Consider the following 22,552-nt stretch of genomic DNA (forward strand, 5'->3'; position numbering starts at 1 on the left):
TGTGCGACGCGCCGGTGCCGGACGCGTGATCGGCCGCCGCGGCGGTCGGGTTCTCAGGTGCCGACACCAGGATGACCCGATCCCGCCGCCCTCGCCGTGCGAGGGACCGGTGCGACTCGAATACTGCCGGGATGACCACGGAGACCTCCACCGGGCTGCGCCGCGCCGTCACGGGCCCCCTGTTGTTCCTGTTCATCCTCGGCGACGTGCTCGGGGCCGGGGTGTACGCCCTGGTCGGCGAGCTGTCAGCCGAGGCCGGCGGGGCGGTGTGGCTGCCGCTGATCGTGGCGCTGCTGATGGCGCTGCTCACCGCGGCGTCCTATGCCGAGCTGGTGACCAAGTACCCGAAGGCCGGTGGCTCGGCGGTGTTCGCGCAGCGGGCCTTCGGCAGTCCGCTGGTGTCGTTCCTGGTCGGCTTCTGCATGCTCGCGGCCGGGGTCACCTCCGCCGCCGGACTGTCCCTGGCCTTCGCCGGCGACTACCTCGGCACATTCTGGGACGTTCCGCCGGTGCCCGCCGCACTGGTGTTCCTGGCGCTGATCGCCGCCCTGAACGCACGCGGGATCAAGGAGTCGCTGCGGGCCAACGTGGTGATGACCGTCGTCGAGGTGAGCGGGCTGGTGCTGGTGGTGGTGCTGGGTGCGATCGTGCTGGGCCGCGGTGAGGGCGACCTGTCCCGGCTGACCGACCTGCCCGCCGACACCTCCTGGGGGATGGCAGCCCTGGGCGGGGCACTGATCGCGTTCTACTCCTTCGTCGGCTTCGAGACCTCGGCGAATCTGGCAGAGGAGGTCACCGACGTGCGTCGGCTGTATCCCCGCGCGCTGTTCGGCGCGCTGATCGCCGCCGGGGTGGTCTACCTGGCGGTGGGGGTGGTGGCACCGGCCGTGGTGGCCCCGGAGACGCTGTCCGGCTCCAGCGGTCCGCTGCTGGAGGTGGTGAAGGCCGCCGGTGGGGTGCCGCTCGGGCTGTTCTCCGTCGTGGCGCTGATCGCGGTAGCCAACGGCGCGCTGCTGACCATGATCATGGCCAGTCGCCTCGCCTACGGGATGGCGCAGGAAGGGTTGCTGCCCCGTGCGCTGGGCCGGGTGCTGCCCGGTCGGCAGACCCCGTGGGTGGCGATCGTGGTGACCACCGGGGTGGCGATGGTCCTGGCGGCGACCGGGTCGCTGGTGGACCTGGCGTCCACCGTGGTGCTGCTGCTGCTGTTCGTCTTCCTGAGCACGAACGTCGCGGTGCTGGTGCTGCGCCGGGATCGGGTGGAGCGCGGTCACTTCCGGGTGTGGACGCCGATCCCGGTGCTGGCGGCCGCGACCTGTGTCGGACTTCTCACGCAGCAGGAAGCTCGACACTGGGCGCTGGCCGGGGTTCTCATGGCGGTGGGGCTAGTGCTGTACCTCGTGACGCGACGGTTCTCCACTCGCTCGGAATAGATCCCCGGACCGCACGGTTGGGGCGCAAGTACATGCAAACGCATCGACTTTGATCCCCAGGAGCACGCCATGCAGTTCGGAGTCTTCACGGTCAGCGACATCACGCCTGACCCCCACACCGGCCGGGTGCCCGACGACACCGAGCGGGTCCGCAACATCCTGGCGATCGCCGAGCACGCCGACGAGGTGGGGCTGGACGTCTTCGCCACCGGTGAGCACCACAACCCGCCGTTCGTCGCCTCCTCCCCGACCACGATGCTCGGGTACCTCGCGGCCCGGACCAAGCAGATCCAGCTGTCGACCGCCACCACCCTGATCACCACCAACGACCCGGTCCGCCTGGCCGAGGAGTACGCGATGCTCCAGGTGATCAGCGACGGCCGGATGGACCTGATGATGGGCCGCGGCAACACCGGCCCGGTCTACCCCTGGTTCGGCCAGGACATCCGCCAGGGCATCCCGCTCGCGATCGAGAACTACGCGCTGCTGCGGCGGCTGTGGACCGAGGACGTCGTGAACTGGGAGGGCAAGTTCCGCACCCCGCTGCAGGGCTTCACCAGCACCCCGCGCCCGCTCGACGGCGTCCCGCCGTTCGTCTGGCACGGCTCGATCCGCTCCCCCGAGATCGCCGAGCAGGCGGCCTTCTACGGGGACGGCTTCTTCCACAACAACATCTTCTGGCCGATCAGCCACACCAAGCAGATGGTCAACTTCTACCGCCAGCGCTTCGAGCACTACGGCCACGGCCAGGCGGACCAGGCGATCGTCGGCCTCGGCGGCCAGGTGTTCATGCGGAAGAACTCCCAGGACGCGGTGAACGAGTTCCGCCCCTACTTCGACGTCGCGCCGGTCTACGGTCACGGGCCCTCCCTGGAGGAGTTCGCCGACCAGACCCCGCTGACCGTCGGATCGCCGCAGCAGGTGATCGACCGCTACGCCGCCCTGCGGCACGAGGTCGGCCACTACCAGCGCCAGCTGTTCCTGATCGACCACGCCGGACTGCCGCTCAAGACGGTCTTCGAGCAGATGGACATCCTGGCCGGCGAGGTCGTTCCCGTGCTCCGCAAGGAGATGGAGTCCGACCGTCCTGCCCACGTCCCCTCCGACCCGCCGAGCCACGCGCAGCGCGTCGCCGCCGCCCGTGCCGCCGGACAGGTGCACGAGCAGCAGCAGGCCGCCGCCGACCACTGGACCGGCAAGACCGCCGAAGACGACCTGGCCGCCGCTGACGCGGTGACCCGCTGAGGAGCATCACCACCATGACCACCCGTCGCATCGTCGCCATCTCGGCCGGTCTGTCCCAGCCGTCCTCCACCCGACTGCTGGCCGACCGACTGGCCGAGGCCACCCGCACCGAGCTGGGCGCCCAGGGCGTCCCGGCCGAGGTGCAGGTGATCGAACTGCGGGACGTGGCGCACGACATCATCAACGCCATGCTCACCGGCGGTGTCGCCAGCCAGGCGCTCACCGAGGTGATCGAGGCGGTGACCGGCGCCGACGGCCTGATCGCCGTCACCCCGCTGTTCACCACGACCTATTCCGGGCTGTTCAAGAGCTTCATCGACATCCTGGACAAGGACTCGATCACCGGACTGCCGGTGTTGATCGGCGCGACGGGTGGCACCCCGCGGCACTCGCTCGCCCTCGAGTACTCGATCCGCCCGCTGTTCACGTATCTGCGGGCGGATGTGGCGACCACCACCGTGTTCGCCGCCACCGACGACTGGGCGGCGGGCAGCACCGCCGGTGAGCCCAGCCCGCTGCCGACCCGGATCGCCCGGGCCGGGACGGAGTTCGCCCGGACCATCGCGGCCCGCGACCCGCGCACGGCACCCGAGGACCCGTTCGCGGGCACCCCGGACTTCGCCAGCCTGCTGGGCGGCTGATCCGACCGCCGATCGCCCCGGGACTCCCGCGCGTCCCGGGGCGACCGTCGTCTGCGCCGCACACCAGCCGCCCCCGGGTGCAGCGCCAACGCCCCGCGCAGCCGCCGACGCGCCGTACGCCTGCGGGCGTTGAGCCCCCGCGGGCGAGGTCGGCAGTCGACGCCACAACCGGCCTGGCGAAGTGCCGACCTCGGGGGCCAACTGCCGACCTCAGGCGCGAAGTGCCGACCTCGGGGGCCAACTGCCGACCTCGGCACGGCCGGGAGACGGCCGACCTCGGGGTGGCGGGCTGGGAGCGGGCGGGGAGCGGTCAGTCCCGGGCGATCAGCACCAGGGTCGCGTCGTCGTCCGAGTCGGGGTCGCGCAGCCCGTGCACGAGGGCGTCCAGGTGCCCCGGGCGCGCCTGCGGGATGCCCGCCACCGCCCGGTCCATCGCCACCCGCAGCGACTCCCCCCGGCGTTCGATCACCCCGTCCGACAGCAGCACCAGCCGCTCACCCGGTTCCAGGGTGCCGGACTCCTCGGCGGGCGGACCGTCCAGCAGACCGATCAGCGGCGACCCGAGCACCCGCAGCCAGGATGCCGCGGAGTCCGTGACCAGCAGCGGCGGCAGATGTCCGGCGGAGGAGTACTCGTAGCGCCCGGTCGCCGGGTCGATCACCACCAGCACCAGGGTCGCCATCTGTCCCGGCAGGGTCCAGCGTGCCAGCGTCGCCAGCCGGTGCAGCACGCGCGCCGGCGAGGCCGAGTCGACCATGTAGGCCCGGACGGCGTTTCGCAGCTGACCCATCGCGCCGACCGCCGCCAGTCCGTGACCGGTCACGTCGCCGACCGCGACCGCGATCCGGCCGTCCTGCAATCGCAGCACGTCGAACCAGTCGCCGCCCACCCGGCCACCGTCCGCCGGACGGTAGTGCGCGTCCACCTGCCAGCCGTCGACCGCGGGCATCCGGGCCGGGAGCAGGGCGCGCTGCACCGCCTGCGCGGCACGGATCTCGCGTTGTCCGCGTCGGAACAGCGCCTCGACCAGATGCCCGCGCAGGTCGTCGGCGGCGGTCACCTGGACCTCCTCCCAGGGTGCCGAACGGCCACGGACCAGCTCGCGCCACAGGTCGAAGGACCGCCGCGGGCTGAGCCGGAATCGGTCGCCGTCCTGGACGACCTCCTTGCCGGTCGGGTCGCCGCCCCAGTCGACGGTCCGGATCACCTCGTCCCGGAGCCAGATCACGGTTCCGCCGTCCGGCAGCGCGAGGGCCAGGATCCCGGCCACCCCCGGGACGGTGGGCGCGTCCTCCGGCAGCCCGTCCAGGACCAGCACCCCGGCGCGGTCACCGGTCGCGGCGACCGGACCACCGGGCACCAGGCTGCCGCCACCCGTCGACAGCTCGCCGGAGGTCACCCAGTCGAGCAATGGCTGCGGGTCGTCCGGCACCCGGCCCCGCGAGGCGAGGTCGCCGTCGGCGCAGACCAGCACCCCGTCGGCGGGTACCAGTTCCAGCAGCGCGTCGTCACCGGTCAGGGCCTGGGCCAACGACCGCTCCTCGTCGCGGGAGGCGGCCACCAGGCGGGCGAGGATCGCCGAGGACGCCCGGGTCGCGTCCAGCACGTCCTGGTCGACCTGGGCGATCAGCCGCAGCGACAGGGCCACGGCCAGGAACTCCGCCGCCGCCCGCACCCCGTAGGAGGGCGCGTGGGGCCCGGCGTAGTGGTGGCAGGCGATCATCCCCCAGAGCTTCCCGTCCCGGAGCAGGGAGATCGACATCGAGGCGCGGACGCCCATGTTGCGCAGGTACTCGCAGTGGATCGGCGACACCGACCGCAGGCTGGCGTAGGTCAGGTCCAGCGGGGTGGGCAGTGCGGGCACCACCGGCACCGGGACGTAGTCCACGTCGGAGATCAACCGGATCCAGGACTTCTCGTACAGCGCGCGTGCCTGCGGCGGGATGTCGGAGGCCGGGTAGTGCAGCCCGAGGAAGGGTTCCAGCTCGTCCCGCTTGGCCTCGGCGACGACCTCGCCGTTGTAGTCGGCGTCGAAGCGGTAGATCATCACGCGGTCGAAGCCGGTCAGCCGTCGCACGTGCCGCGCTGCCAGGTCGTACAGCTCGGGCAGCGTGGTGCCGCGGTTCAGCTCGGCGATCGCGTCCCGGACACCCTCGTAGGTGGTGCCGTAGGTGAGCGGCCGGATGCCGTCGGCCGGTTCGAGCTCGAGCACGAACACCGAGGCGTCGCTCGGCGGACGGTGCACGACCACGTCCAGGTCGACCACGGCACCGCCGACCACGACCTGCACCAGCCCGGGATTGCGCACCCGGGTGTCCGGCACGTCGTCCAGCTGATCGCGGACGGTGCCGTCGGCGACCGCGCCGAGCACCTCGACCAGCGTCCGACCCACCACCTCGTCCACCGGCTTCCCGAGGAGCTCGTGGACGTTCTCCGATGCCTGGCGGATGATCCCGTCCGCCAGCTGCACCACCATCAGCAGCCCGCGCGGCTGCACGGACCCGGGGATGTGGATCGGCTCGCGCGCGCAGTTGTCGAGGTCGATGGTGACCTCGGGCGACACGAACCAGGTGTGGTCGAGAGCGTCGGTCATGTGGCGGTGACACCGCCTTCCGTCCTGAGGGTCGTCGGGACCTGGGGGAGCTCCCGCCGGTGGGCGGACGCACCGGGCGGCCACGGTCACGAGCAACCCGGCCCGCAGCTTCTCAGGCGTTCAGTCCTGCGTCCAGCGGTGGCGTGGGTGACCCGAGCGGCGGTTCCCCGCCACCGCCGGCCCCGTGCCCGTCACACCGTGCCCGTCACACCGTCCAGGCGATCAGCGCGATCCCGAGCGCCGCGGCGGCCACGGTCAGCAGCACGGTGCCGAGGGCGTTGGCCACTGCCCGCGGCAGCTCGTCGTCCTGCACCAACCGCACCGTCTCGACCGCCGCAGTGGAGAAGGTGGTGTAGCCGCCGCAGAAGCCGGTGGCCAGCACCGTCTGCCACCCCGTCGGCAGCCCGGCGTACAGGTGTGCCCCGGCGATCAGCCCGATCAGCAGCGACCCGGTCACGTTGATCGCGATGGTCGCCACCGGCAGCACCGTGCGCCATCGCAGCCGGATCTCCCCGTCCAGCCAGAACCGGCACGCGGCGCCGATCCCGCCCGCCAGCGCCAGCAGGACCGCCAGTCCCCCGGTCATCGGTCCGCCCCGAGCGGCAGCAGCCTGCCCAGTCGGATCCCGACCCAGCCCAGCAGCACCCCGCCGACCATGGTGCCCAGCACGTAGCCGATCGCCTGCGCCGCGGCACCGTCGGCCAGCAGCCGCTCGGTCTCCAGGGCCAGGGCACTGAAGGTGGTGTACCCGCCCAGGAATCCGGTGCCGATCGCCAGCCGTGCCCGCAGCGCCCCGGGGTGCTGCGGCCCGAAGCGCGCGCACACCTCAAGCACGACCCCCAGCGCCAGCGCGCCGGTGAGGTTGGCCGTCAGTGTCCCGACCGGCCAGCCGTGCACCGGCGGCCACCCGGCACCGATCAGCGCCCGGCTCAGGGCACCGGCCGCACCGGTCACGGCGACCAGCAGCACGAGCAGCGGTCGCCGGTGCGCGGGTGGGGTCACCGGCTCATCGTCGCACTCTCGCTAGGCTGATCAGTGCCCTGACCTGCGCCGAGCGCCGGTTCGGGACAGACTGGGATCCGGCACACGGACGAAGGAGCACAGGCATGACGTTCGCATCGGGCCCGTCCGGACCCTCCCCCGTCACCGATCCGCCCAAGGCACAGCCGTCACTCGGCCATCTGATCAGCCAGATGTCGGAGCAGACCGCCCGACTGGTGCGCGCCGAGATCGACCTGGCCAAGGCGGAGCTGACCGAGAAGGCGAAGGCCGCCGGCATCGGCATCGGCCTGTTGGCAGCGGCCGGGTTCCTCGGCTTCTTCGCCTTCGCGGTCCTGCTCACCGTGGTGATCCTGGCGCTGGCCGAGGCGTTCCCGGCCTGGCTCGCGGCGCTGATCGTGCTGGTGGTGCTGCTGGTCGTCGTCGGGGTGCTCGCGATGGTCGGGATCAAGAAGCTCAAGCAGGGCGTCCCGCCCACCCCGGAGAAGGCGATCGACGGCGTGAAGCAGGACGCCGACGCCGTCACCACCGCCGTGAAGGAAGGTCTGCAGCGATGAGCGACGACACCCCGAAGCTGACCGTCTCCGACTACGAGGCCGAGGTACTCCGCTCGCGTGCCGACCTGGCGGCGACCGCGGACGCCCTCGCGGCGAAGCTGGACCCGCGTACCCAGGTCGCCGAGGCGAAGGAGTCGGCGTCCCGGCTGGTCCGGGACGCGGTGGGCAGCGACCCCGCCGCCGACCCGAGCAACCGCACCCGGGCGCGGACGATCCTCGCGGGCGGCGTCGCGGCCGTGGCCGGACTCGTCGTGCTGGCGATCAAGCGACGCTGAGCAGCCCCGCCTCGTGGGCCAACAGCGCCCGCTTCACGTCGAGGCCGTAGTAGTACCCACCCATCGCCCCTCCGGTGCGCAGCACCCGGTGACAGGGGACGAAGGGTGCGATCAGATTGCGTGCGCAGGCGGACCCGGCAGCCCGGACGGCGGCCGGGTTCCCTGCTGCCTGGGCGAGTTCGGCGTAGGTGAGCGTGCTGCCGGGCGCGATCGTTCGCATGACCTGCCACGCCCGCTGGGTGAACGGGCCGCCCGGTTGCTCCACCGCTACCGCGTCCAGCGCGTCCAGGTCACCGTCGGCGTACCGCCGCACCGCGTCGGCCACCGGACCGTTGCCCGGTTCGCTGCGGATGCCCCGTGCCCGCAGCACGGCACCCAGTCGGGCGGCCAGGACGTCCACCGGGGTGAATCCGGCGGCGCGGACCACGTCGTCCTCGGGGGACGAGATCACGGTGAGCGGGCCGGCCGGGGTCGCCAGCACCTGCACGGACAGCGGGGTGGTCGTCATGCCCCCATCCTGCGCCGCGCGCGGGCCGGGTGCTGGCGGAATTCGGACACCGCGGGTGTCGTCGTCGTCGCCCGCGGTGCCGATCGGGTGGATCAGGGTGGATCAGGAGTCGTCGCGCTGGTCCGGGATGCCGACCAGCAGCTCGCGGACCTCGGTCTCGCGGTACCGCCGGTGACCGCCGAGGGTCCGGATCGAGGAGAGCTTCCCCGCCTTGGCCCAACGCGTCACGGTCTTCGGGTCGACCCGGAACAGCGAGGCGACCTCCGAGGGCGTCAGGAGCACCTCGTTCTCGGTGTGGGGAGCGGACATGGGTACCTCCGAGGCCGGAGAGGGCACCACCGTCGCGGTGACGCCCCCGTTGTCTGGTCGCTTCACGGCCCCTGCTGGACCGATCGTCATGGCATGCGTGTTCCTCATGCGTTGCCCCCCGGAACACAGGTCACCCTGCCACGCGGAGAGCCACCCAAGAGGGACCAACATCCCATCCCGGACAACCATCACTAATCAGGACAGGATAGGTCGTAACGCCCACGCTGGCGCGTCAAGTCCCCGACCAGGGCGAAAACGCCGCGAACCCGGGTGATCCGGACACCCGTTCGGCGGCCGCCCCTCACCCGTACGTGAGCAAGCTCACAAGGCCGGAACACCCCTCACCTGCCGAATGAGGGCCGTCCGAGTGGATCCGGCGGTCCCCGCGAGTGGCCGGATCGCGGACCAGGCATGTACCGTTGCCAATCGAACAGATATTCCAGCATCCCGGGGCCGCACGTCTTTGCACGGAGCCGCCCCGCTTCCACGTTGAGGGGGTCGGTGCCATGGGGCGCGGCCGTCAGAAGGCTAAGCAGACCAAGGTGGCTCGGGAGCTGAAGTACTTCAGCCCCGAACCGGATTACCGGGTCCTCGAGCGAGAGCTCACGGAACCCAGGAGCAACCTGGTCACGGACAGCCGACAGGACTCCGACGACGAGGACGACTACTCCCGCTGGGCGGACGAGCGCTGACCTCGTCGGACTGACAGACATCGCCCGCGGTGCGGTCATTCCCACCGCGGGCGATGCATGTCCGAACCGTCAGCGCTCGGATCGCAGCGTGCGCCGTCCGAGCGCCGCCGTGCGGCTCCGACCCGCCGCTGGGATCGCGCTCAGGCGACCCGGTAGCTGTTCACCAGCCGCACGGCACCGCCCTGCACACCCTTGGTCCCCGCGACCAGGTCCGGACCCGGGGTGTCCAGCTCGCCGTCCAGCGCGCGCACCTCGCCCAGCGTCCAGGCGGGCAGGCCGAGTCGTCCGGCCTCCCGGGTCAGCGCCTCGGCGCGGTCCGCCGCGACGATCGCCACCATGCCCACCCCGAGGTTCAGGGTGCGCTCCAGGTCGTGCCACGGCACCTGGCCGAGGTGCTGGGCGACCTGGAACACGGCCGGCAGCTCCCAGGACGCGCGATCGATGTCGGCGACCAGCCCGGCCGGCAGCACCCGAGCGACGTTCGCCGCCAGCCCGCCGCCGGTCACGTGGCTGAAGGCGTGCACCCCGCCCGTCGCGGCCAGCGCCAGGCAGTCGGCGGCGTACACCCGGGTCGGCTCCAACAGCTCGGCCCCCAGCGTGCGGCCGAACTCGGGCACCTCCCGATCCAGCGACCAACCGGCCACGTCGATCACGCGGCGCACCAGCGAGTACCCGTTCGAGTGCAGCCCGGAGGACCCGAGGGCGAGCAGCACGTCACCGGTCCGCACCCGCTCCGGGCCGAGCAGGTCGTCCGCCTCGACCACGCCGGTGGCGGCCCCGGCCACGTCGTACTCGTCCGGTGCGAGCAGACCCGGGTGCTCGGCGGTCTCGCCGCCGACCAACGCGGTCCCGGCGACCTCGCAGGCGGCGGCGATCCCGCGCACCACGGCGGCGATCCGCTCCGGCACCACCTTCCCGCAGGCGATGTAGTCGGTCATGAACAGCGGCCGGGCGCCCACCACGACGATGTCGTCCACCACCATGCCGACCAGGTCGAAGCCGATGGTGTCGTGCACGTCCATCGCCTGGGCGATGGCGACCTTGGTGCCCACCCCGTCGGTGGAGCTCGCCAGCAGTGGGCGGCGGTATCCGGTCAGGGCAGAGGCGTCGAACAAACCGGCGAAGCCCCCGACGCCGCCGAGCACCTCGGGCCCGTGGGTGGCCCGCACGGCGTCCTTCATCAGCTCGACCGCGCGGTCACCGGCCTCGGTGTCGACACCGGCGGCGGCGTAGGTCACGGGCTGGGACACACTGCTGGTCACGGTTGCTCCAGGGCGGAGGATCCGCCGGTCGAGGGGACGATGGTCGTCAGGCCGTCCGGGCCCAACGGCAGTTCGTTCTGCTCCAGCAGGTGCTTGCCCAGCCGGTCGGCCGGCGGCAGCTCGATCGGGTACTGGCCGGAGAAGCACGCGGTGCACAGCTGGTTCGCCGGCTGCTCGGTGGCGGCGATCATGCTGTCCATCGAGATGTAGCCCAGCGAGTCGGCACCGAGCGAGGCCCCGATGTCGTCCACCGACAGGCCGTTGGCGATCAGCTCCGCACGCGAGGCGAAGTCGATGCCGTAGAAGCACGGCCACTTCACCGGCGGCGAGCTGATCCGGACGTGGACCTCGGCGGCGCCCGCCTCGCGGAGCATCCGGATCAGGGCGCGCTGGGTGTTGCCGCGCACGATCGAGTCGTCGACCACCACCAGCCGCTTGCCACGGATCACCTCGCGCAGCGGGTTCAGCTTCAGTCGGATGCCGAGCTGGCGCAGCGTCTGGGACGGTTGGATGAAGGTGCGGCCGACGTAGGCGTTCTTGGTCAGGCCCTGGCCGAACGGGATGCCGGACGCCTGGGCGTACCCGACCGCCGCGGGGGTGCCGGACTCGGGCACCGGGATGACCAGATCGGCCTCCACCGGGTGCTCCTGGGCGAGGCGGCGACCCATCTCGACCCGGGCGGCGTGCACCGAGCGTCCGCTGATCGTGGTGTCCGGTCGGGCGAGGTACACGTACTCGAAGACGCACCCGGCGGGCTGCTGGCGCTCGGTGAAGCGGCGGGTGCGCAGGCCGTCGGCGTCGATCGCGATCAACTCGCCCGGCTCGACCTCGCGGACGAACGAGGCGCCCACGATGTCCAGCGCCGGGGTCTCGGAGGCGACCACCCAGCCGCGCTCCAGGCGACCCAGCACCAGCGGCCGGACCCCCTGCGGGTCGCGGGCCGCGTACAGCGTGTGCTCGTCCATCCAGACCAGGCTGAACGCGCCGCACAGCCGGGGCAGCACCTCCATCGCGGTGGCTTCCAGCGTCCGGTCCGGGTCCCCGGCGAACAGCGCCGTCACCAGGGCGGTGTCGGTGGTGTTCCCGCGGGCGAGCTCGCCACGCCGCTGACTGCCGTAGCGCTCGGCGACCAGCTCCACCAGCTCCGCGGTGTTGGTCAGGTTGCCGTTGTGCGCCAGCGCGACGGTGCCGCCCGCGGTGGGGCCGAGGGTCGGCTGGGCGTTCTCCCAGGTGGAGCCGCCGGTGGTCGAGTACCGGGCGTGCCCGACGGCGATGTGCCCGTGCAGTGCGTTCAGCGCTGTCTCGTCGAAGACCTGCGAAACCAGGCCCATGTCCTTGTAGACCAGCAGCTGCTCACCGTTGGAGGTGGCGATGCCCGCGGACTCCTGTCCGCGGTGCTGGAGGGCGTAGAGCCCGAAGTAGGCGAGTTTGGCGACCTCTTCACCGGGTGCCCAGACCCCGAAGACGCCACAAGCGTCCTGAGGTCCCTTCTCACCCGGCATCAGGTCGTGGTTGAGGAGTCCGTCTCCGCGGGGGGCCACAGGTCCTATGGTGACACACCCCACTGTGCCGGTCGGACGATCTGCGGCTTTTGTCGGTCAGCCTCGACGACTGCGCCGGTCAGCCCACACGGCGGCACCGGCCCCGACCAGCGCACCCAGGCAGCCACCGGCCACGGCGCTGATGAACCGGATCGCGCCCTCCCCCTCGAAGGCGCTGATGAACGCCTGGCCCTGCTCCGCGGCCAGCGCACCCGGGTCGGCGTTCGCGAAGATCAGGGCCAGCACGAAGCCCAGCACGATGCCGAGCAACGCACCGGCGGTGATGAACGCACCGATCTTGGGGGCGCGGCGCACCGTGGCGTCCTCGGCGATCTGCGCCAGGTGCTGCTCGGTGGGCAGGTCCGGCGCGTCCGACGGCTCGGTCCCCGTCGCGTCGGTGGGCTGCGTCGCGTCGGTGGGCTGCGTCGCGTCGGTGGGCTGCGTCGCGTCGGTGGGCTGCGTCGCGTCGGTGGGCTGCGTCGCGTCGGTGGGCTGCGTCGCGTCGGTGGGCTGCGCCGCCGCATCGGGTCCGGGGGCGTCCGGGCGGGGTCGCTGCTGTCCATCGGCCATGCGGCGATCCTAGGTGCCGCACCCGGGTGACACGTCCCGCCACCTAGGCTCGTCCCTGTGATCTCCGCCTATCCGTCGACCATCGCCGCACCGGTGGAGCACGAGCTGGTGGAGAAGAAGTCCCGGTTCCTCACCCTGGTCGCCCCGGTGCGCACAGTCGCGGAGGCGGACGCGCTGATCGCCGCCCGCCGCAAGCAGTTCTGGGACGCCCGGCACCACTGCGTCGCCCTGATCGTCGGCACTGGGGCCGACCAGCAGCGGTCGAACGACGACGGCGAACCCTCCGGCACCGCGGGCATCCCGATGCTGGAGGTGCTCCGCCGCCGGGAGCTGACCGACCTGGTCGCGGTCGTCACCCGGTACTTCGGTGGGGTGAAGCTCGGTGCCGGTGGCCTGGTGCGCGCCTACTCCACGGCGGTGTCCGAGACGCTGGACCGGGCGGTGCTGCTGCGCCGGCTCGCCGCCACCGTGGTCACGCTCCGGGTGGGACACCAGGACGCGGGGCGGCTGCACGGGGTGCTGGCCGCCTGGTGCGAGGCTCACGACGCCGAGGTGCGCGGGGTGGACTACGGCGAACGGGCGGTGATCACGCTGGTGGTCGCCCCTGCCGGGCTGGACGACCTGGACGCGGTGGTCGCGGCGGCCACCAGCGGTGCGGTGTCGGTCGAGCGCGGGGAGACGGTAATCCTGGACCGTCGCTGACCCCCGGCCCCTCCGGGTCGGGCGGCATCAAGCCGAGGTGGTCCTGCGACGGCCGGATGCGGCCGGTCAGTCCCGGCGCCGCACCGCCTGCAACGGCAGCAGCATCGAGATGTCCGCCCGCTCCCCCGAGGCCGACACCCGGCCGTCGGCGACGGCGTCGTCCCAGTGCACCGCGCCGGTGACCAGCTGCATCCAGGTCTCCGGGTCGGTCTCCACCACGTTCGGCGGGGTGCCACGGGTGTGCCGCGGACCGTCGATCGCCTGCACCGCGCCGTCCGGCGGGACCCGGACCTCGACGGTGTGACCGGGGGCGACGTCCGCCAGTTCCTCCAAGGTGAAGCGGACGGCGGTGCGTCGCGCCCTCAGATCGTCGGGGTGGTCGCGCCACGTGGTGACGGCGGCGCGGCCGACGGCGGGGTCGGTGCGGCGACGGGGAGGCATGGCGTCATTCTGCCCCGGCGCCGCCGACCAGCTCGCGGGCGATCTCCGGCCACCACTGCCCGGCCTCGGGTCCACCGTTGCAGGTGCCGTCCGACTCACCCGGGTGCTTGATCCACAGCACGGCGTCCAGCGCCGTGTCGTCGTCGATCAGCCGGGGGTCCTCGCCCAGCGAGCGGCCGCGCACGTTGCACCACTCGTCGCTGTCACTGCCACTGCCGTTGCGGGAGGTGTCGACGACGTACCCGAGGTCGCCGGTCGCCTGGGACACCGCCTCGCCGTAGCGCACCGTCTCCTCGGTGCCGACGTAGTTCGAGACGTTGAGCGCGAAGCCGGTCAGGTGCTCCGTGCCGACCTCGGTGATCCGGGCGGCCGCCTCCTCGGCGGACAGCCACCGCGCGTGCCCGGCGTCGAGGTAGACCCGGGCACCGGCGGCGTCCAGCTGCGCGGCGGCGTCCCGGAGCATCCCCACCCGGTCGCCCTGCCCGTCGCAGTCGCCGACCTGGGCGAGGGCATCCGGTTCCAGCACCACCCAGGGGGCACCGGTGATCGCGTCGGCGACCGCGGCGATCCAGCTCCGGTAGCCGTCCTCGGTGCTGCCACCGGCCGAGTGCGCGCCGCAATCCCGGCCGGGGATCGCGTAGATCACCAGCACGCCGGTCTTCCCGGCAGCCACGGCGGCACCGGTGTAGGCGGCGACATCCTGCGCGGCGGCCGTCGGGTCGGGGTCCAGCACCCAGTGCGCCTGCGGGGTGTCGGCGATCCGCTCGAACACAGCACGGTCAGCACCGCTGGCCGCCTGCGCCGCCTGTCCGGCCACCGTGTCAGGGTCGACGTAGAAGCCGGTGGCGCTCGACGGGGTCGTCGTCGGGTCAGCCGTGCGGAGCTGTCCGCCGCAGGCGGCGCCGTTCAGCGTGGCACCGACCAGGGTCGGGGTCGCGTCACCGGTCCGCTCACCGTTGAAGCCCACGGTGGCGGACTGCCCGGCCGACAGGTCCGTGGCCCAGTCGGGCGCGGTCACCTGCACCGGCACGCCGTCCACGCCGCCGGAGACCAGGGTGGCGCCCCAGGCCTCGGTCACCGTCGACCCGTCGGAGAGCGTCCAGCTCAGCCGCCAGTCCGGGGCAGCCGTCGCGGTGGTCACCACCAGCTCGGCGCCGAACCCGCCCGGCCAGGTGCCGGTCACGGTGAGCCGCGCCGCGCAGCTGTCGTCGGTGGCGACCGGGCTGGGCGCGGGGGCGGACGTGGTGCTGGCGGCGACCGGACGCACCGGATCGCCGTCCCCCGTGCCCCGACCGAGCAGGGCGATCACCAGGACCACCACCAGCACCGCGCCGACCAACGTCCCGCCCAGCAGCACCGTCGCTCGCCGCGTCATCGCCTGTCCCCTCCGCCGGACGATCCGGACCCGCGAGCACAGGCTAGGGCCGGTCGGTGTTCAGATCACCCCGAGGGCGAGCATGGCGTCGGCCACCCGGGTGAACCCGGCGATGTTCGCGCCCACCACGTAGTCACCGGGTGCGCCGAACTCCTCGGCGGTGGCGGCGCACCGGTCGTGGATGCCGCGCATGATGTCGGCCAGCCGCTCCTCGGTGTACTCGAAGCTCCAGGCGTCCCGGCTGGCGTTCTGCTGCATCTCCAGCGCGGAGGTGGCCACCCCACCGGCGTTGGCGGCCTTGCCCGGCGCGAACAGCACCCCCTCCCGCTGGAAGACCTCCATCGCCTCCGGGGTGGTCGGCATGTTCGCGCCCTCCGCGACCGCCAGAACGCCGTTCGCGACCAGCCGGGTGGCGTCGGCACCGTCCAGCTCGTTCTGGGTGGCGCACGGCAGGGCGACCTCGGCAGGCACGTCCCAGACCCGGGCACCGGCGGCGTAGCGGGCGTTCGGCCGCCGCTCGGCGTAGGCCCCCACCGGCAGGCGTTCGGCCAACCGGACCTGCTTCAACAGCGCCAGGTCCAACCCGCCCTCGTCGACCACCACCCCCTGCGAGTCCGAGCAGGCGACCACGACGGCACCGAGCTGCTGGGCCTTCTCCACCGCGTGCAGCGCCACATTGCCGGAGCCGGAGACCACCACCCGCAGCCCGGCCATCGACCGGCCCCGGGTGCGCAGCATCTCCTGGGCGAACATGACCGTGCCGTAGCCGGTCGCCTCGGTGCGGACCAGCGATCCGCCCCACTCGACGCCCTTGCCGGTCAGGGCGCCGGACTCGTAGCGGTTGGTGATCCGCTTGTACTGCCCGAACAGGTAGCCGATCTCCCGGGTGCCGACCCCGATGTCACCGGCCGGGACGTCGGTGTACTCCCCGATGTGCCGGGCCAGCTCGGTCATGAACGACTGACAGAACCGCATCACCTCCGCGTCCGAGCGGCCACGCGGGTCGAAGTCGGACCCACCCTTGCCGCCACCCAGCGGCATGCCGGTCAGCGCGTTCTTGAACACCTGCTCGAAGCCGAGGAACTTCACGATCCCCAGGTACACCGACGGGTGGAACCGCAGCCCGCCCTTGAACGGCCCGAGCACCGACGAGTACTCGACCCGGAAACCCCGGTTGACCCGGATCTGCCCGGCGTCGTCCACCCACGGCACCCGGAAGATGATCTGCCGCTCCGGCTCGCACAGCCGCTCCAGCACCGCGGCGTCGGCGTACTCCGGCCGGGCGTCGATCACCGGGCCGAGGCTGCCGCACACCTCCCTGACCGCCTGGTGGAACTCCGTCTCGCCGGGATTGCGGCGCAGGACTTCCTCGAACACGGGGGTGAGGCGGGGGTGCATGGAATGGCTCCTGACGTGCGGCTGAACCGCCATGGTCCCCCCGAACCGGGGGAAACCGGCACACCCGTCTCAGTTCGCGAACAGCGCGAGGCACCAGAGCACGGTGATCGCCTGCAGTCCGCGGTTCCGGATCAGGAACCGGGACGGGTCGGCGATCCCGCCGTGCACCGCCGCCAGTTGCAGGCAGCGCAGCACGCCGATGCTGGCGATCACCACCAGCACGGGTCCCGCCGGCCCGGGGTCCCGGGGGAACGACTGGGCGTAGGCCATGACCGCGAGCGCGGCGGCCAGGACCGCCGCCTGGTCCAGGAAGGTCACCGGGTAGCCGGTCAGCACCGGCCGATGGTCGAGCCGGTCGCCCGCCACAGTGCGCTCGTGCCGTCGTTTGCCGAGCACCAGCATCAGACACAGCGCGAAGGCCGAGCAGTACACCCACGGGCTCGGCGAGACACCGGCGGCGAGCGCCCCGGCCCAGGCGCGCAGCACGAACCCGGCCGCCACCAGGCTCAGGTCCAGCAGCGCCACCCGCTTCAGCCCGAGGCTGTAGAGCAGGTTGATCCCGAGGAAGCCGAGCACCGGGACGACGACCTGCGGCAGCTCGACCAGGACCGCCACCAGCACCGCGAGCAGGGCCGCCGCCAGCCAGCCCGCCGTCGGCACCGGCACGTCCCCGCAGGCGATCGGCCGGTGGCACTTCTGCGGGTGCAGGCGGTCCCGGTGCCGGTCGGCGACGTCGTTCAGCAGATAGACCAGGCAGGACATCACGATCAGCGCGAGCACGGCGGCGGCCACTCGCGCCCACCCCGCTAGCGACATCGTGCCCTGCGACACCAGCGCCGGACCGACAGCGATCAGGTTCTTGTGCCACTGGTACGGCCGGAGCAGGTCCAGGCACCGCCCAGCCCTGGCCCGTCCCGCCACTGTCTGCACAGCCATGCGACCCCCTCAGTCGGGATCAGCCGAACACGGCTGAGGGGGTCGAACGCTGCGTTTTGAGTGGTCGGGCGGTGAAGTTGAGTGGCGCTACTCAGCCGAAGTACCGGGGCAGCGTCCCCTCAAACGCCTCCCGCGCCTCGGCCAGCGGGAGGGTGAACAGGCCCTGCACCTCGACCGCGGCCGCGTGCACGTGATCGGCGGGCAGTTCGTCCACCGGAGCCCCGGCACCCGGGGTGCAGGCCTCGGCGGTCTCACCGATCTTCAGCACCGGCACCCCCTGCGCGGTGCACAGGTCCTCCAGCCGGACGCCCTCGCTCCGGGGCACGGCGACCAGGGCGCGGGCCGTGGACTCGGAGAACAGCAGCTCGAACGGGGTCAGGCCGCTGCGCTCAGCCAGCGGCGCCAGGTCGACCTGCACGCCGACGCCGTAGCGCAGGCTGGACTCGACCAGTGCCTGGGCCAGACCACCCTCGGACAGGTCGTGGGCGGCGTCGGCCACCCCGTCCCGTGCAGCGCGGATCAGCACCTCGGCCAGGCGGCGCTCGGCCTCCAGGTCGACCTGCGGCGGCAGACCACCCAGGTGGGAGTGCGCCACCTCGGCCCAGGCCGAGCCGTCCAGCTCGGAGCGGGTGGTGCCCAGCAGGTACACCGACTGGCCCGGCTCGGACCACCCGGAGCGGACGGCCTTGGCGACGTCGTCCAGGACACCCAGGACGCCGACCACCGGGGTCGGGTGGATCGCGGAATCGATCTTCCCGGGCTCGCCGGTGCCGTTGTAGAGCGAGACGTTGCCGCCGGTGACCGGCACCGACAGCGTCTGGCACGCCTCGGCCAGCCCCTCGATCGCCTGCACCAGCTGCCACATCGACGCCGGGTCCTCCGGGCTGCCGAAGTTCAGGCAGTCGGTGACCGCCAGCGGCCGCGCACCGGAGGCGGCGACATTGCGGTACGCCTCCGCGAGCGCCAGCTGCGCACCGGTGAACGGGTCGAGCTTGGCGTAGCGGCCGTTGGCATCGGTGGCCAGCGCGACCCCGAGACCGGTGGACTCGTCGACCCGGATCACCCCGGCGTCATCCGGCTGCGCGGCGGCGGTGTTGCCCTGCACGAACCGGTCGTACTGGTCGGTGACCCAGGCCTTGGACGCCAGGTTCGGCGAGGCCAGCAGGTCCAGCACGCATCGCCGGAGCTCGGCGCCGGTCTCCGGCCGCGGCAGCACCGCCACGGTGTCGGCGTTGAGCTCGGCCTGCCAGGTCGGCATCGAGTACGGCCGGTCGTACACCGGTCCCTCGTGCGCGACGGTCTTGGGGTCCACGTCCACGATCCGGCGGCCGTGATGGTCGATGGTCAGGCGACCGGTGCCGGTCACCTCGCCGATCACGGCGGTCTCGACGTCCCACTTGGCGGTGATCGCCAGGAACGCGTCCAGCTGCTCCGGCCGGACCACGGCCATCATCCGTTCCTGCGACTCGGACATCAGGATCTCGCCCGCGGTCAGGGTCGGGTCGCGCAGCAGCACGTTCTCCAGGTCGACGTGCATGCCGCCGTCACCGTTGGACGCCAGCTCGCTGGTCGCGCAGGAGATGCCCGCCGCGCCCAGGTCCTGGATGCCCTCCACCACGTGGGCGGCGAACAGCTCCAGGCAGCACTCGATCAGCACCTTCTCCATGAAGGGGTCGCCGACCTGGACGCTCGGCCGCTTGGACGGCTTCGCGTCGTCGAAGGTCTCCGAGGCCAGGATCGAGGCGCCGCCGATGCCGTCGCCACCGGTGCGCGCCCCGAAGAGCACCACCTTGTTGCCGACCCCGGAGGCGTTCGCCAGGTGGATGTCCTCGTGCCGCAGCACGCCGAGGCAGAGCGCGTTCACCAGCGGGTTGCCCTGGTAGGAGGCGTCGAACACCAGCTCACCGCCGATGTTCGGCAGGCCGAGGCTGTTCCCGTAGCCACCGACGCCGGAGACCACCCCGTGCACCACGCGTGCGGTGTCCGGGTGGTCGATCGCCCCGAACCGCAGCTGGTCCATCACCGCCACCGGGCGGGCACCCATCGAGATGATGTCCCGCACGATGCCGCCGACCCCGGTCGCCGCACCCTGGTACGGCTCGACGTAGGACGGGTGGTTGTGCGACTCGACCTTGAAGGTCACCGCCCACCCGTCGCCGATGTCGACCACGCCGGCGTTCTCCCCGATCCCGACCAGCAGGTGCTCGCGCATCGCGTCGGTGGTCTTCTTGCCGAAGGTGCTCAGGTGCTTCTTGCTCGACTTGTACGAGCAGTGCTCCGACCACATCACCGAGTACATCGCCAGCTCGGCGGCGGTGGGGCGGCGACCCAGGATGTCCCGGATCTGCTGGTACTCCTCCGGCTTGAGACCCAGCTCCGCGAAGGGCTGCTCCTGATCCGGGGTGGCGACGGCGTTCTCGACTGTGTCGGTGGCGTCGGTGGCGTCCGTGATGGCCGCGCTCTGATTGCGGGTGGACGTGCTCATCGGATCCCTTGCGACTGGGGTGCCCGGGAGACCCGGGGCGCTGACGGCGTCGGGGCACAGGCTACCGTCGCCTCACCATGAGTCGTCTCCTGATCGTCGTGCTGGTGCTGCTGGCCGGATGCACCGCGGGGCCCGAGCGCCCGGAACCGACGCCGACGCCTCCCCCGGTCACCAGCGCATCGGTCGGCACCCCGCTCACCGTCGGTGACGTCACCGTCTCGCTCGACCCTGCCCCCACCGACCCCACCGTCGATCAGGACGGCGCGACCACGGTCAGCACGTCGGGCACCCTGCAGATCACCCTGCCCGCCGACACCGCCGCCGAGCCCCTCGCCGACGGCAGCGTCCTGCTGCGCGACACCGCCGGCACAGCCGTCGCCGCCCTGGACGTCGACGGCGCCACCAGCACCCTGGACGGCGACACCCTGACCCTCACCCCGCTCACCGGGTCGGCCACCGTCACCCTGGCCACGGTCGCCGTCCGCTCGGCCACCTGGGCCGACCGGGACGACGAGGGCGGTCGGTCGCTGGCCGTGGTGCCGAGCGACTGGGCCCGGGGCGGTGGCCTGGCGGTGGACGCCCTGCTCTGGGCCCAGGTGATCGCGGCCGCACCCGACGCCGACAGCCAGGGCATGCACGACCAGCTGACCTGCCACCAGATCGGGGCACCGGACAAGGAGAGCTGGAACCTGGAGCCGTGGCGGCCCGAGGTGGGGCTGGTGCAGACCATGCTGGAGCGGTGCAATCCGGAGTGATCCGAGTCTCACCGGGGAACAATCCGCCCGCTGCTACTGTCTGGACCACCATGCGCCACCTCACCGACACCCCTCGCACCCGCAGCTGTCGACCCCTGTCGACCGCCGCGTGCTGTTGTCGCTGACCTGACGCACCGCGTGCCCCCGGCGCCGAACACTGAGCACTGAGCACTGAGGCGCCAAGGCACTGAGCACGCCCGACCGGTCGACGGTCCCCGCGGGTTACCCCGCCCCCTCCCCTGCGCGCCGATTCCGGCCCACCCGTACGCTCGAACGCGGCGCACCCCTCCTGCCCAGCCGTCCTGGGCTCTCCGCAAAGGAACCACCTCGTGCGAATTCCTCGCGCCGGTCTCGGCGTCTCCCTCACTCTGGTCGCGGCCCTCGCCCTGGCCGCCTGCGGTTCCGGCGGTTCCGGCGGTGACGCCACCGCGGCCGACGACGCCGAGATCGTGATCGGCTCCACCAACGAGCCCACCGGCCTGGTGCGGAACGTCGGCGGGTCCTCGGGCGTGTCCCAGACCATGACCAGGAACGTCTTCGAGGGGCTGACCAGCGTCGACGTGGACGGCACGGTCATCCCGACCCTGGCCGAGTCCTGGGACGTGTCCGACGACGGCCTGACCTACACCTTCCACCTGCAGACCGAGGCCGCCTTCCACGACGGCACCGACCTGACCGCCGACGACGTGGTGTGGTCGATCACCGAGGCGATCGGCCCGGACTCCAAGGCCGCCCGCAAGAGCGACCTGGAGACGATCCAGAACGTCGCCGCGGTGGACGACGACACGGTGGAGCTGGACCTGTCCCGCCCGTCGCAGGGCCTGACCTTCTACCTCGCGTCGATCACCATCGTGAAGAACGGTGACACCGAGCTGGACTCGGACAACGGCACCGGCCCCTACCGGTTCGTCGAGTGGGTGCAGGGCGACCACCTCACCATCGAGCGCAATGACGACTACTGGGGTGAGCCGGCCAAGAACTCCGGTGTCACGTTCCGGTTCTTCCAGGACACCACCGCGCTGAACAACGCGCTGCTGACCGGCGACCTCGATCTGGTGATCGCGGAGGACTCCCCGGACCAGCTGGTCCAGTTCCAGGACAACCCGGACTTCACCATCACCGAGGGCACCAGCACCACCAAGCAGATCTGGGCCTTCAACGACCGGCAGGCGCCCTTCGACGACGTCCGGGTCCGGCAGGCGCTGTACCGCGCGATCGACCGCGAGGCCATCCTGGCGGCGGTGTGGGACGGCTACGGCCAGGTGATCGGGTCGATGGTGCCGCCCACCGACCCCTGGTACGTCGACCTGTCCGAGCAGAACGCCTACGACCCGGCGGGCGCGCAGGCACTCCTGGCCGAGGCAGGCGTCACGGATCTGTCCATCTCGGTGGACTACATCCCGGACGACACCACCGAGGCGATCCTGGCGCTGCTGACCAAGAACCTCGCGGCGGTGGGCGTCACCCTCACCCCGAACCCGATCGACGACGCGACCTGGTACCAGAAGGTCTACACCGACCACGACTTCGACACCACGCTGATGGGCCACGTGAACCCGCGCGACGTGCTCTGGTACGCCAACCCCGACTTCTACTGGGGCTACGACAACCCGCAGGTCCAGGAGTGGGTCGACCAGGCCGACGAGGCACCCAGCGAGGACGAGCAGGTCGCACTCCTGACCCAGGTGAACGAGACCATCGGTGCGGAGGCGGCCTCCGCCTGGCTGTACCTGGAGCCGCAGATCCGGGTCGCCCGGTCCGAGATCACCGGCTTCCCGACCGACCAGGTGACCGAGTCGTTCTACGTCGCCGACATCGTCCGGGAGTCATGAGTC

At 72.0% G+C, this 22,552-nt stretch carries 22 protein-coding genes; 9 read left to right on the forward strand and 13 right to left on the reverse strand.

The window, feature by feature from the left end; translation table 11 throughout:
- The first annotated feature begins 131 nt into the window (after positions 1-131).
- From HGK68_RS13945 to HGK68_RS13955, 3 genes are all read left to right on the forward strand, one after another.
- A complete protein-coding gene (locus tag HGK68_RS13945; protein WP_206155756.1) occupies positions 132-1,433 on the forward strand; it encodes an APC family permease in 1,302 nt (433 codons plus the stop codon).
- Positions 1,434-1,502: 69 nt separating this feature from the next.
- Complete coding sequence (locus HGK68_RS13950) at positions 1,503-2,678, forward strand: LLM class flavin-dependent oxidoreductase (RefSeq protein ID WP_169166507.1); 1,176 nt, start codon at positions 1,503-1,505, stop codon at positions 2,676-2,678.
- 14 nt (positions 2,679-2,692) lie between these two features.
- On the forward strand, positions 2,693-3,319 hold the full coding sequence (locus HGK68_RS13955; protein ID WP_169166508.1) for an FMN reductase: 627 nt from the start codon (positions 2,693-2,695) through the stop codon (positions 3,317-3,319).
- A 310-nt stretch (positions 3,320-3,629) separates the two neighbouring features.
- Here HGK68_RS13955 and HGK68_RS13960 read toward each other — a convergent pair whose 3' ends face one another.
- The 3 genes from HGK68_RS13960 to HGK68_RS13970 form a co-directional block, all read right to left on the reverse strand.
- The gene (locus HGK68_RS13960) at positions 3,630-5,912 is read right to left on the reverse strand and encodes a SpoIIE family protein phosphatase (RefSeq protein WP_169166509.1); all 2,283 of its coding nucleotides are present in this window, start codon (positions 5,910-5,912) and stop codon (positions 3,630-3,632) included.
- Positions 5,913-6,117: 205 nt separating this feature from the next.
- Positions 6,118-6,498 (reverse strand): fluoride efflux transporter CrcB, encoded by a 381-nt coding sequence (crcB, locus tag HGK68_RS13965; protein ID WP_169166510.1) that lies wholly within the window; start codon positions 6,496-6,498, stop codon positions 6,118-6,120.
- A complete protein-coding gene (locus HGK68_RS13970) occupies positions 6,495-6,914 on the reverse strand; it encodes a fluoride efflux transporter FluC (protein ID WP_169166511.1) in 420 nt (139 codons plus the stop codon). The genes crcB and HGK68_RS13970 overlap by 4 nt, the downstream gene beginning before the upstream one ends.
- Positions 6,915-7,018: 104 nt before the next feature.
- Here HGK68_RS13970 and HGK68_RS13975 point away from each other — a divergent pair, with 104 nt between their 5' ends.
- Both HGK68_RS13975 and HGK68_RS13980 read left to right on the forward strand, forming a co-directional pair.
- On the forward strand, positions 7,019-7,468 hold the full coding sequence (locus tag HGK68_RS13975; RefSeq protein ID WP_169166512.1) for a phage holin family protein: 450 nt from the start codon (positions 7,019-7,021) through the stop codon (positions 7,466-7,468).
- Positions 7,465-7,743, forward strand: a complete 279-nt coding sequence (locus HGK68_RS13980; RefSeq protein ID WP_169166513.1) for a DUF3618 domain-containing protein — start codon at positions 7,465-7,467, stop codon at positions 7,741-7,743. The genes HGK68_RS13975 and HGK68_RS13980 overlap by 4 nt, the downstream gene beginning before the upstream one ends.
- On the opposite strand, the gene HGK68_RS13985 is transcribed toward HGK68_RS13980, so the two are convergent.
- Both HGK68_RS13985 and HGK68_RS13990 read right to left on the reverse strand, forming a co-directional pair.
- Positions 7,730-8,251 (reverse strand): methylated-DNA--[protein]-cysteine S-methyltransferase, encoded by a 522-nt coding sequence (locus HGK68_RS13985; RefSeq protein ID WP_169166514.1) that lies wholly within the window; start codon positions 8,249-8,251, stop codon positions 7,730-7,732. The genes HGK68_RS13980 and HGK68_RS13985 overlap by 14 nt on opposite strands.
- Before the next feature lie 102 nt (positions 8,252-8,353).
- Positions 8,354-8,560: a BldC family transcriptional regulator gene (locus HGK68_RS13990; protein ID WP_169166515.1), complete on the reverse strand. Its 207-nt coding sequence runs from the start codon at positions 8,558-8,560 to the stop codon at positions 8,354-8,356.
- 506 nt (positions 8,561-9,066) lie between these two features.
- Between HGK68_RS13990 and HGK68_RS13995 the strand changes: the two genes are divergently transcribed.
- Positions 9,067-9,252 carry a DUF3073 domain-containing protein gene (locus HGK68_RS13995; RefSeq protein WP_169166516.1) on the forward strand — a complete coding sequence of 62 codons (186 nt, stop codon included), beginning with the start codon at positions 9,067-9,069 and terminating at the stop codon, positions 9,250-9,252.
- Positions 9,253-9,392: 140 nt separating this feature from the next.
- Here the strand turns inward: HGK68_RS13995 and purM are convergent, their stop codons facing one another.
- The 3 genes from purM to HGK68_RS14010 are packed head-to-tail and all read right to left on the reverse strand — an operon-like array spanning position 9,393 to position 12,625.
- Positions 9,393-10,514 (reverse strand): phosphoribosylformylglycinamidine cyclo-ligase, encoded by a 1,122-nt coding sequence (gene purM, locus HGK68_RS14000; RefSeq protein ID WP_246260397.1) that lies wholly within the window; start codon positions 10,512-10,514, stop codon positions 9,393-9,395.
- A complete protein-coding gene (gene purF, locus HGK68_RS14005) occupies positions 10,511-12,055 on the reverse strand; it encodes an amidophosphoribosyltransferase (RefSeq protein WP_169166517.1) in 1,545 nt (514 codons plus the stop codon). The genes purM and purF overlap by 4 nt, the downstream gene beginning before the upstream one ends.
- Positions 12,056-12,112: 57 nt before the next feature.
- Entirely contained in the window at positions 12,113-12,625 is a 513-nt protein-coding gene (locus HGK68_RS14010) for an ATP synthase subunit I (RefSeq protein WP_169164114.1), read from the reverse strand.
- A 57-nt stretch (positions 12,626-12,682) separates the two neighbouring features.
- Here HGK68_RS14010 and HGK68_RS14015 point away from each other — a divergent pair, with 57 nt between their 5' ends.
- The gene (locus tag HGK68_RS14015) at positions 12,683-13,327 is read left to right on the forward strand and encodes an IMPACT family protein (protein ID WP_169166518.1); all 645 of its coding nucleotides are present in this window, start codon (positions 12,683-12,685) and stop codon (positions 13,325-13,327) included.
- Between the two features lie 66 nt (positions 13,328-13,393).
- Here HGK68_RS14015 and HGK68_RS14020 read toward each other — a convergent pair whose 3' ends face one another.
- From HGK68_RS14020 to purL, 5 genes are all read right to left on the reverse strand, one after another.
- Entirely contained in the window at positions 13,394-13,768 is a 375-nt protein-coding gene (locus HGK68_RS14020; RefSeq protein ID WP_169166519.1) for a sterol carrier family protein, read from the reverse strand.
- A gap of 4 nt (positions 13,769-13,772) precedes the next feature.
- Positions 13,773-15,143 carry a glycoside hydrolase family 6 protein gene (locus HGK68_RS14025; protein WP_169166520.1) on the reverse strand — a complete coding sequence of 457 codons (1,371 nt, stop codon included), beginning with the start codon at positions 15,141-15,143 and terminating at the stop codon, positions 13,773-13,775.
- Between the two features lie 60 nt (positions 15,144-15,203).
- A complete protein-coding gene (gene gdhA, locus HGK68_RS14030; RefSeq protein ID WP_169166521.1) occupies positions 15,204-16,541 on the reverse strand; it encodes an NADP-specific glutamate dehydrogenase in 1,338 nt (445 codons plus the stop codon).
- Between the two features lie 69 nt (positions 16,542-16,610).
- Entirely contained in the window at positions 16,611-17,477 is an 867-nt protein-coding gene (locus tag HGK68_RS14035; protein ID WP_169166522.1) for a UbiA prenyltransferase family protein, read from the reverse strand.
- 91 nt (positions 17,478-17,568) lie between these two features.
- A complete protein-coding gene (gene purL / locus HGK68_RS14040) occupies positions 17,569-19,962 on the reverse strand; it encodes a phosphoribosylformylglycinamidine synthase subunit PurL (RefSeq protein ID WP_169166523.1) in 2,394 nt (797 codons plus the stop codon).
- Between the two features lie 77 nt (positions 19,963-20,039).
- Here purL and HGK68_RS14045 point away from each other — a divergent pair, with 77 nt between their 5' ends.
- Together HGK68_RS14045 and HGK68_RS14050 are read left to right on the forward strand one after the other, a co-directional pair.
- On the forward strand, positions 20,040-20,717 hold the full coding sequence (locus HGK68_RS14045; RefSeq protein WP_169166524.1) for a DUF2599 domain-containing protein: 678 nt from the start codon (positions 20,040-20,042) through the stop codon (positions 20,715-20,717).
- Between the two features lie 329 nt (positions 20,718-21,046).
- A complete protein-coding gene (locus HGK68_RS14050; protein WP_246260398.1) occupies positions 21,047-22,549 on the forward strand; it encodes an ABC transporter substrate-binding protein in 1,503 nt (500 codons plus the stop codon).
- The last annotated feature ends 3 nt before the right edge of the window (positions 22,550-22,552 follow it).

Source organism: Cellulomonas taurus (genome assembly GCF_012931845.1).
Classification (GTDB): Bacteria; Actinomycetota; Actinomycetes; order Actinomycetales; family Cellulomonadaceae; genus Cellulomonas; species Cellulomonas taurus.

Excerpts from the sequence above, each read along its gene's own strand:
- HGK68_RS14010 (WP_169164114.1), bottom strand. The coding sequence starts at position 12,625 with ATGGCCGATGGACAGCAGCGACCCCGCCCGGACGCCCCCGGACCCGAT.
- HGK68_RS13985 (WP_169166514.1), bottom strand. The coding sequence starts at position 8,251 with ATGACGACCACCCCGCTGTCCGTGCAGGTGCTGGCGACCCCGGCCGGC.
- HGK68_RS13955 (WP_169166508.1), top strand. The coding sequence starts at position 2,693 with ATGACCACCCGTCGCATCGTCGCCATCTCGGCCGGTCTGTCCCAGCCG.
- HGK68_RS13945 (WP_206155756.1), top strand. The coding sequence starts at position 132 with ATGACCACGGAGACCTCCACCGGGCTGCGCCGCGCCGTCACGGGCCCC.
- HGK68_RS14020 (WP_169166519.1), bottom strand. The coding sequence starts at position 13,768 with ATGCCTCCCCGTCGCCGCACCGACCCCGCCGTCGGCCGCGCCGCCGTC.
- HGK68_RS13950 (WP_169166507.1), top strand. The coding sequence starts at position 1,503 with ATGCAGTTCGGAGTCTTCACGGTCAGCGACATCACGCCTGACCCCCAC.
- gdhA (WP_169166521.1), bottom strand. The coding sequence starts at position 16,541 with ATGCACCCCCGCCTCACCCCCGTGTTCGAGGAAGTCCTGCGCCGCAAT.
- HGK68_RS13990 (WP_169166515.1), bottom strand. The coding sequence starts at position 8,560 with ATGTCCGCTCCCCACACCGAGAACGAGGTGCTCCTGACGCCCTCGGAG.
- HGK68_RS14045 (WP_169166524.1), top strand. The coding sequence starts at position 20,040 with ATGAGTCGTCTCCTGATCGTCGTGCTGGTGCTGCTGGCCGGATGCACC.
- HGK68_RS13980 (WP_169166513.1), top strand. The coding sequence starts at position 7,465 with ATGAGCGACGACACCCCGAAGCTGACCGTCTCCGACTACGAGGCCGAG.
- HGK68_RS14025 (WP_169166520.1), bottom strand. The coding sequence starts at position 15,143 with ATGACGCGGCGAGCGACGGTGCTGCTGGGCGGGACGTTGGTCGGCGCG.
- HGK68_RS13995 (WP_169166516.1), top strand. The coding sequence starts at position 9,067 with ATGGGGCGCGGCCGTCAGAAGGCTAAGCAGACCAAGGTGGCTCGGGAG.
- HGK68_RS14035 (WP_169166522.1), bottom strand. The coding sequence starts at position 17,477 with ATGGCTGTGCAGACAGTGGCGGGACGGGCCAGGGCTGGGCGGTGCCTG.
- HGK68_RS13975 (WP_169166512.1), top strand. The coding sequence starts at position 7,019 with ATGACGTTCGCATCGGGCCCGTCCGGACCCTCCCCCGTCACCGATCCG.
- HGK68_RS13960 (WP_169166509.1), bottom strand. The coding sequence starts at position 5,912 with ATGACCGACGCTCTCGACCACACCTGGTTCGTGTCGCCCGAGGTCACC.
- crcB (WP_169166510.1), bottom strand. The coding sequence starts at position 6,498 with ATGACCGGGGGACTGGCGGTCCTGCTGGCGCTGGCGGGCGGGATCGGC.
- purL (WP_169166523.1), bottom strand. The coding sequence starts at position 19,962 with ATGAGCACGTCCACCCGCAATCAGAGCGCGGCCATCACGGACGCCACC.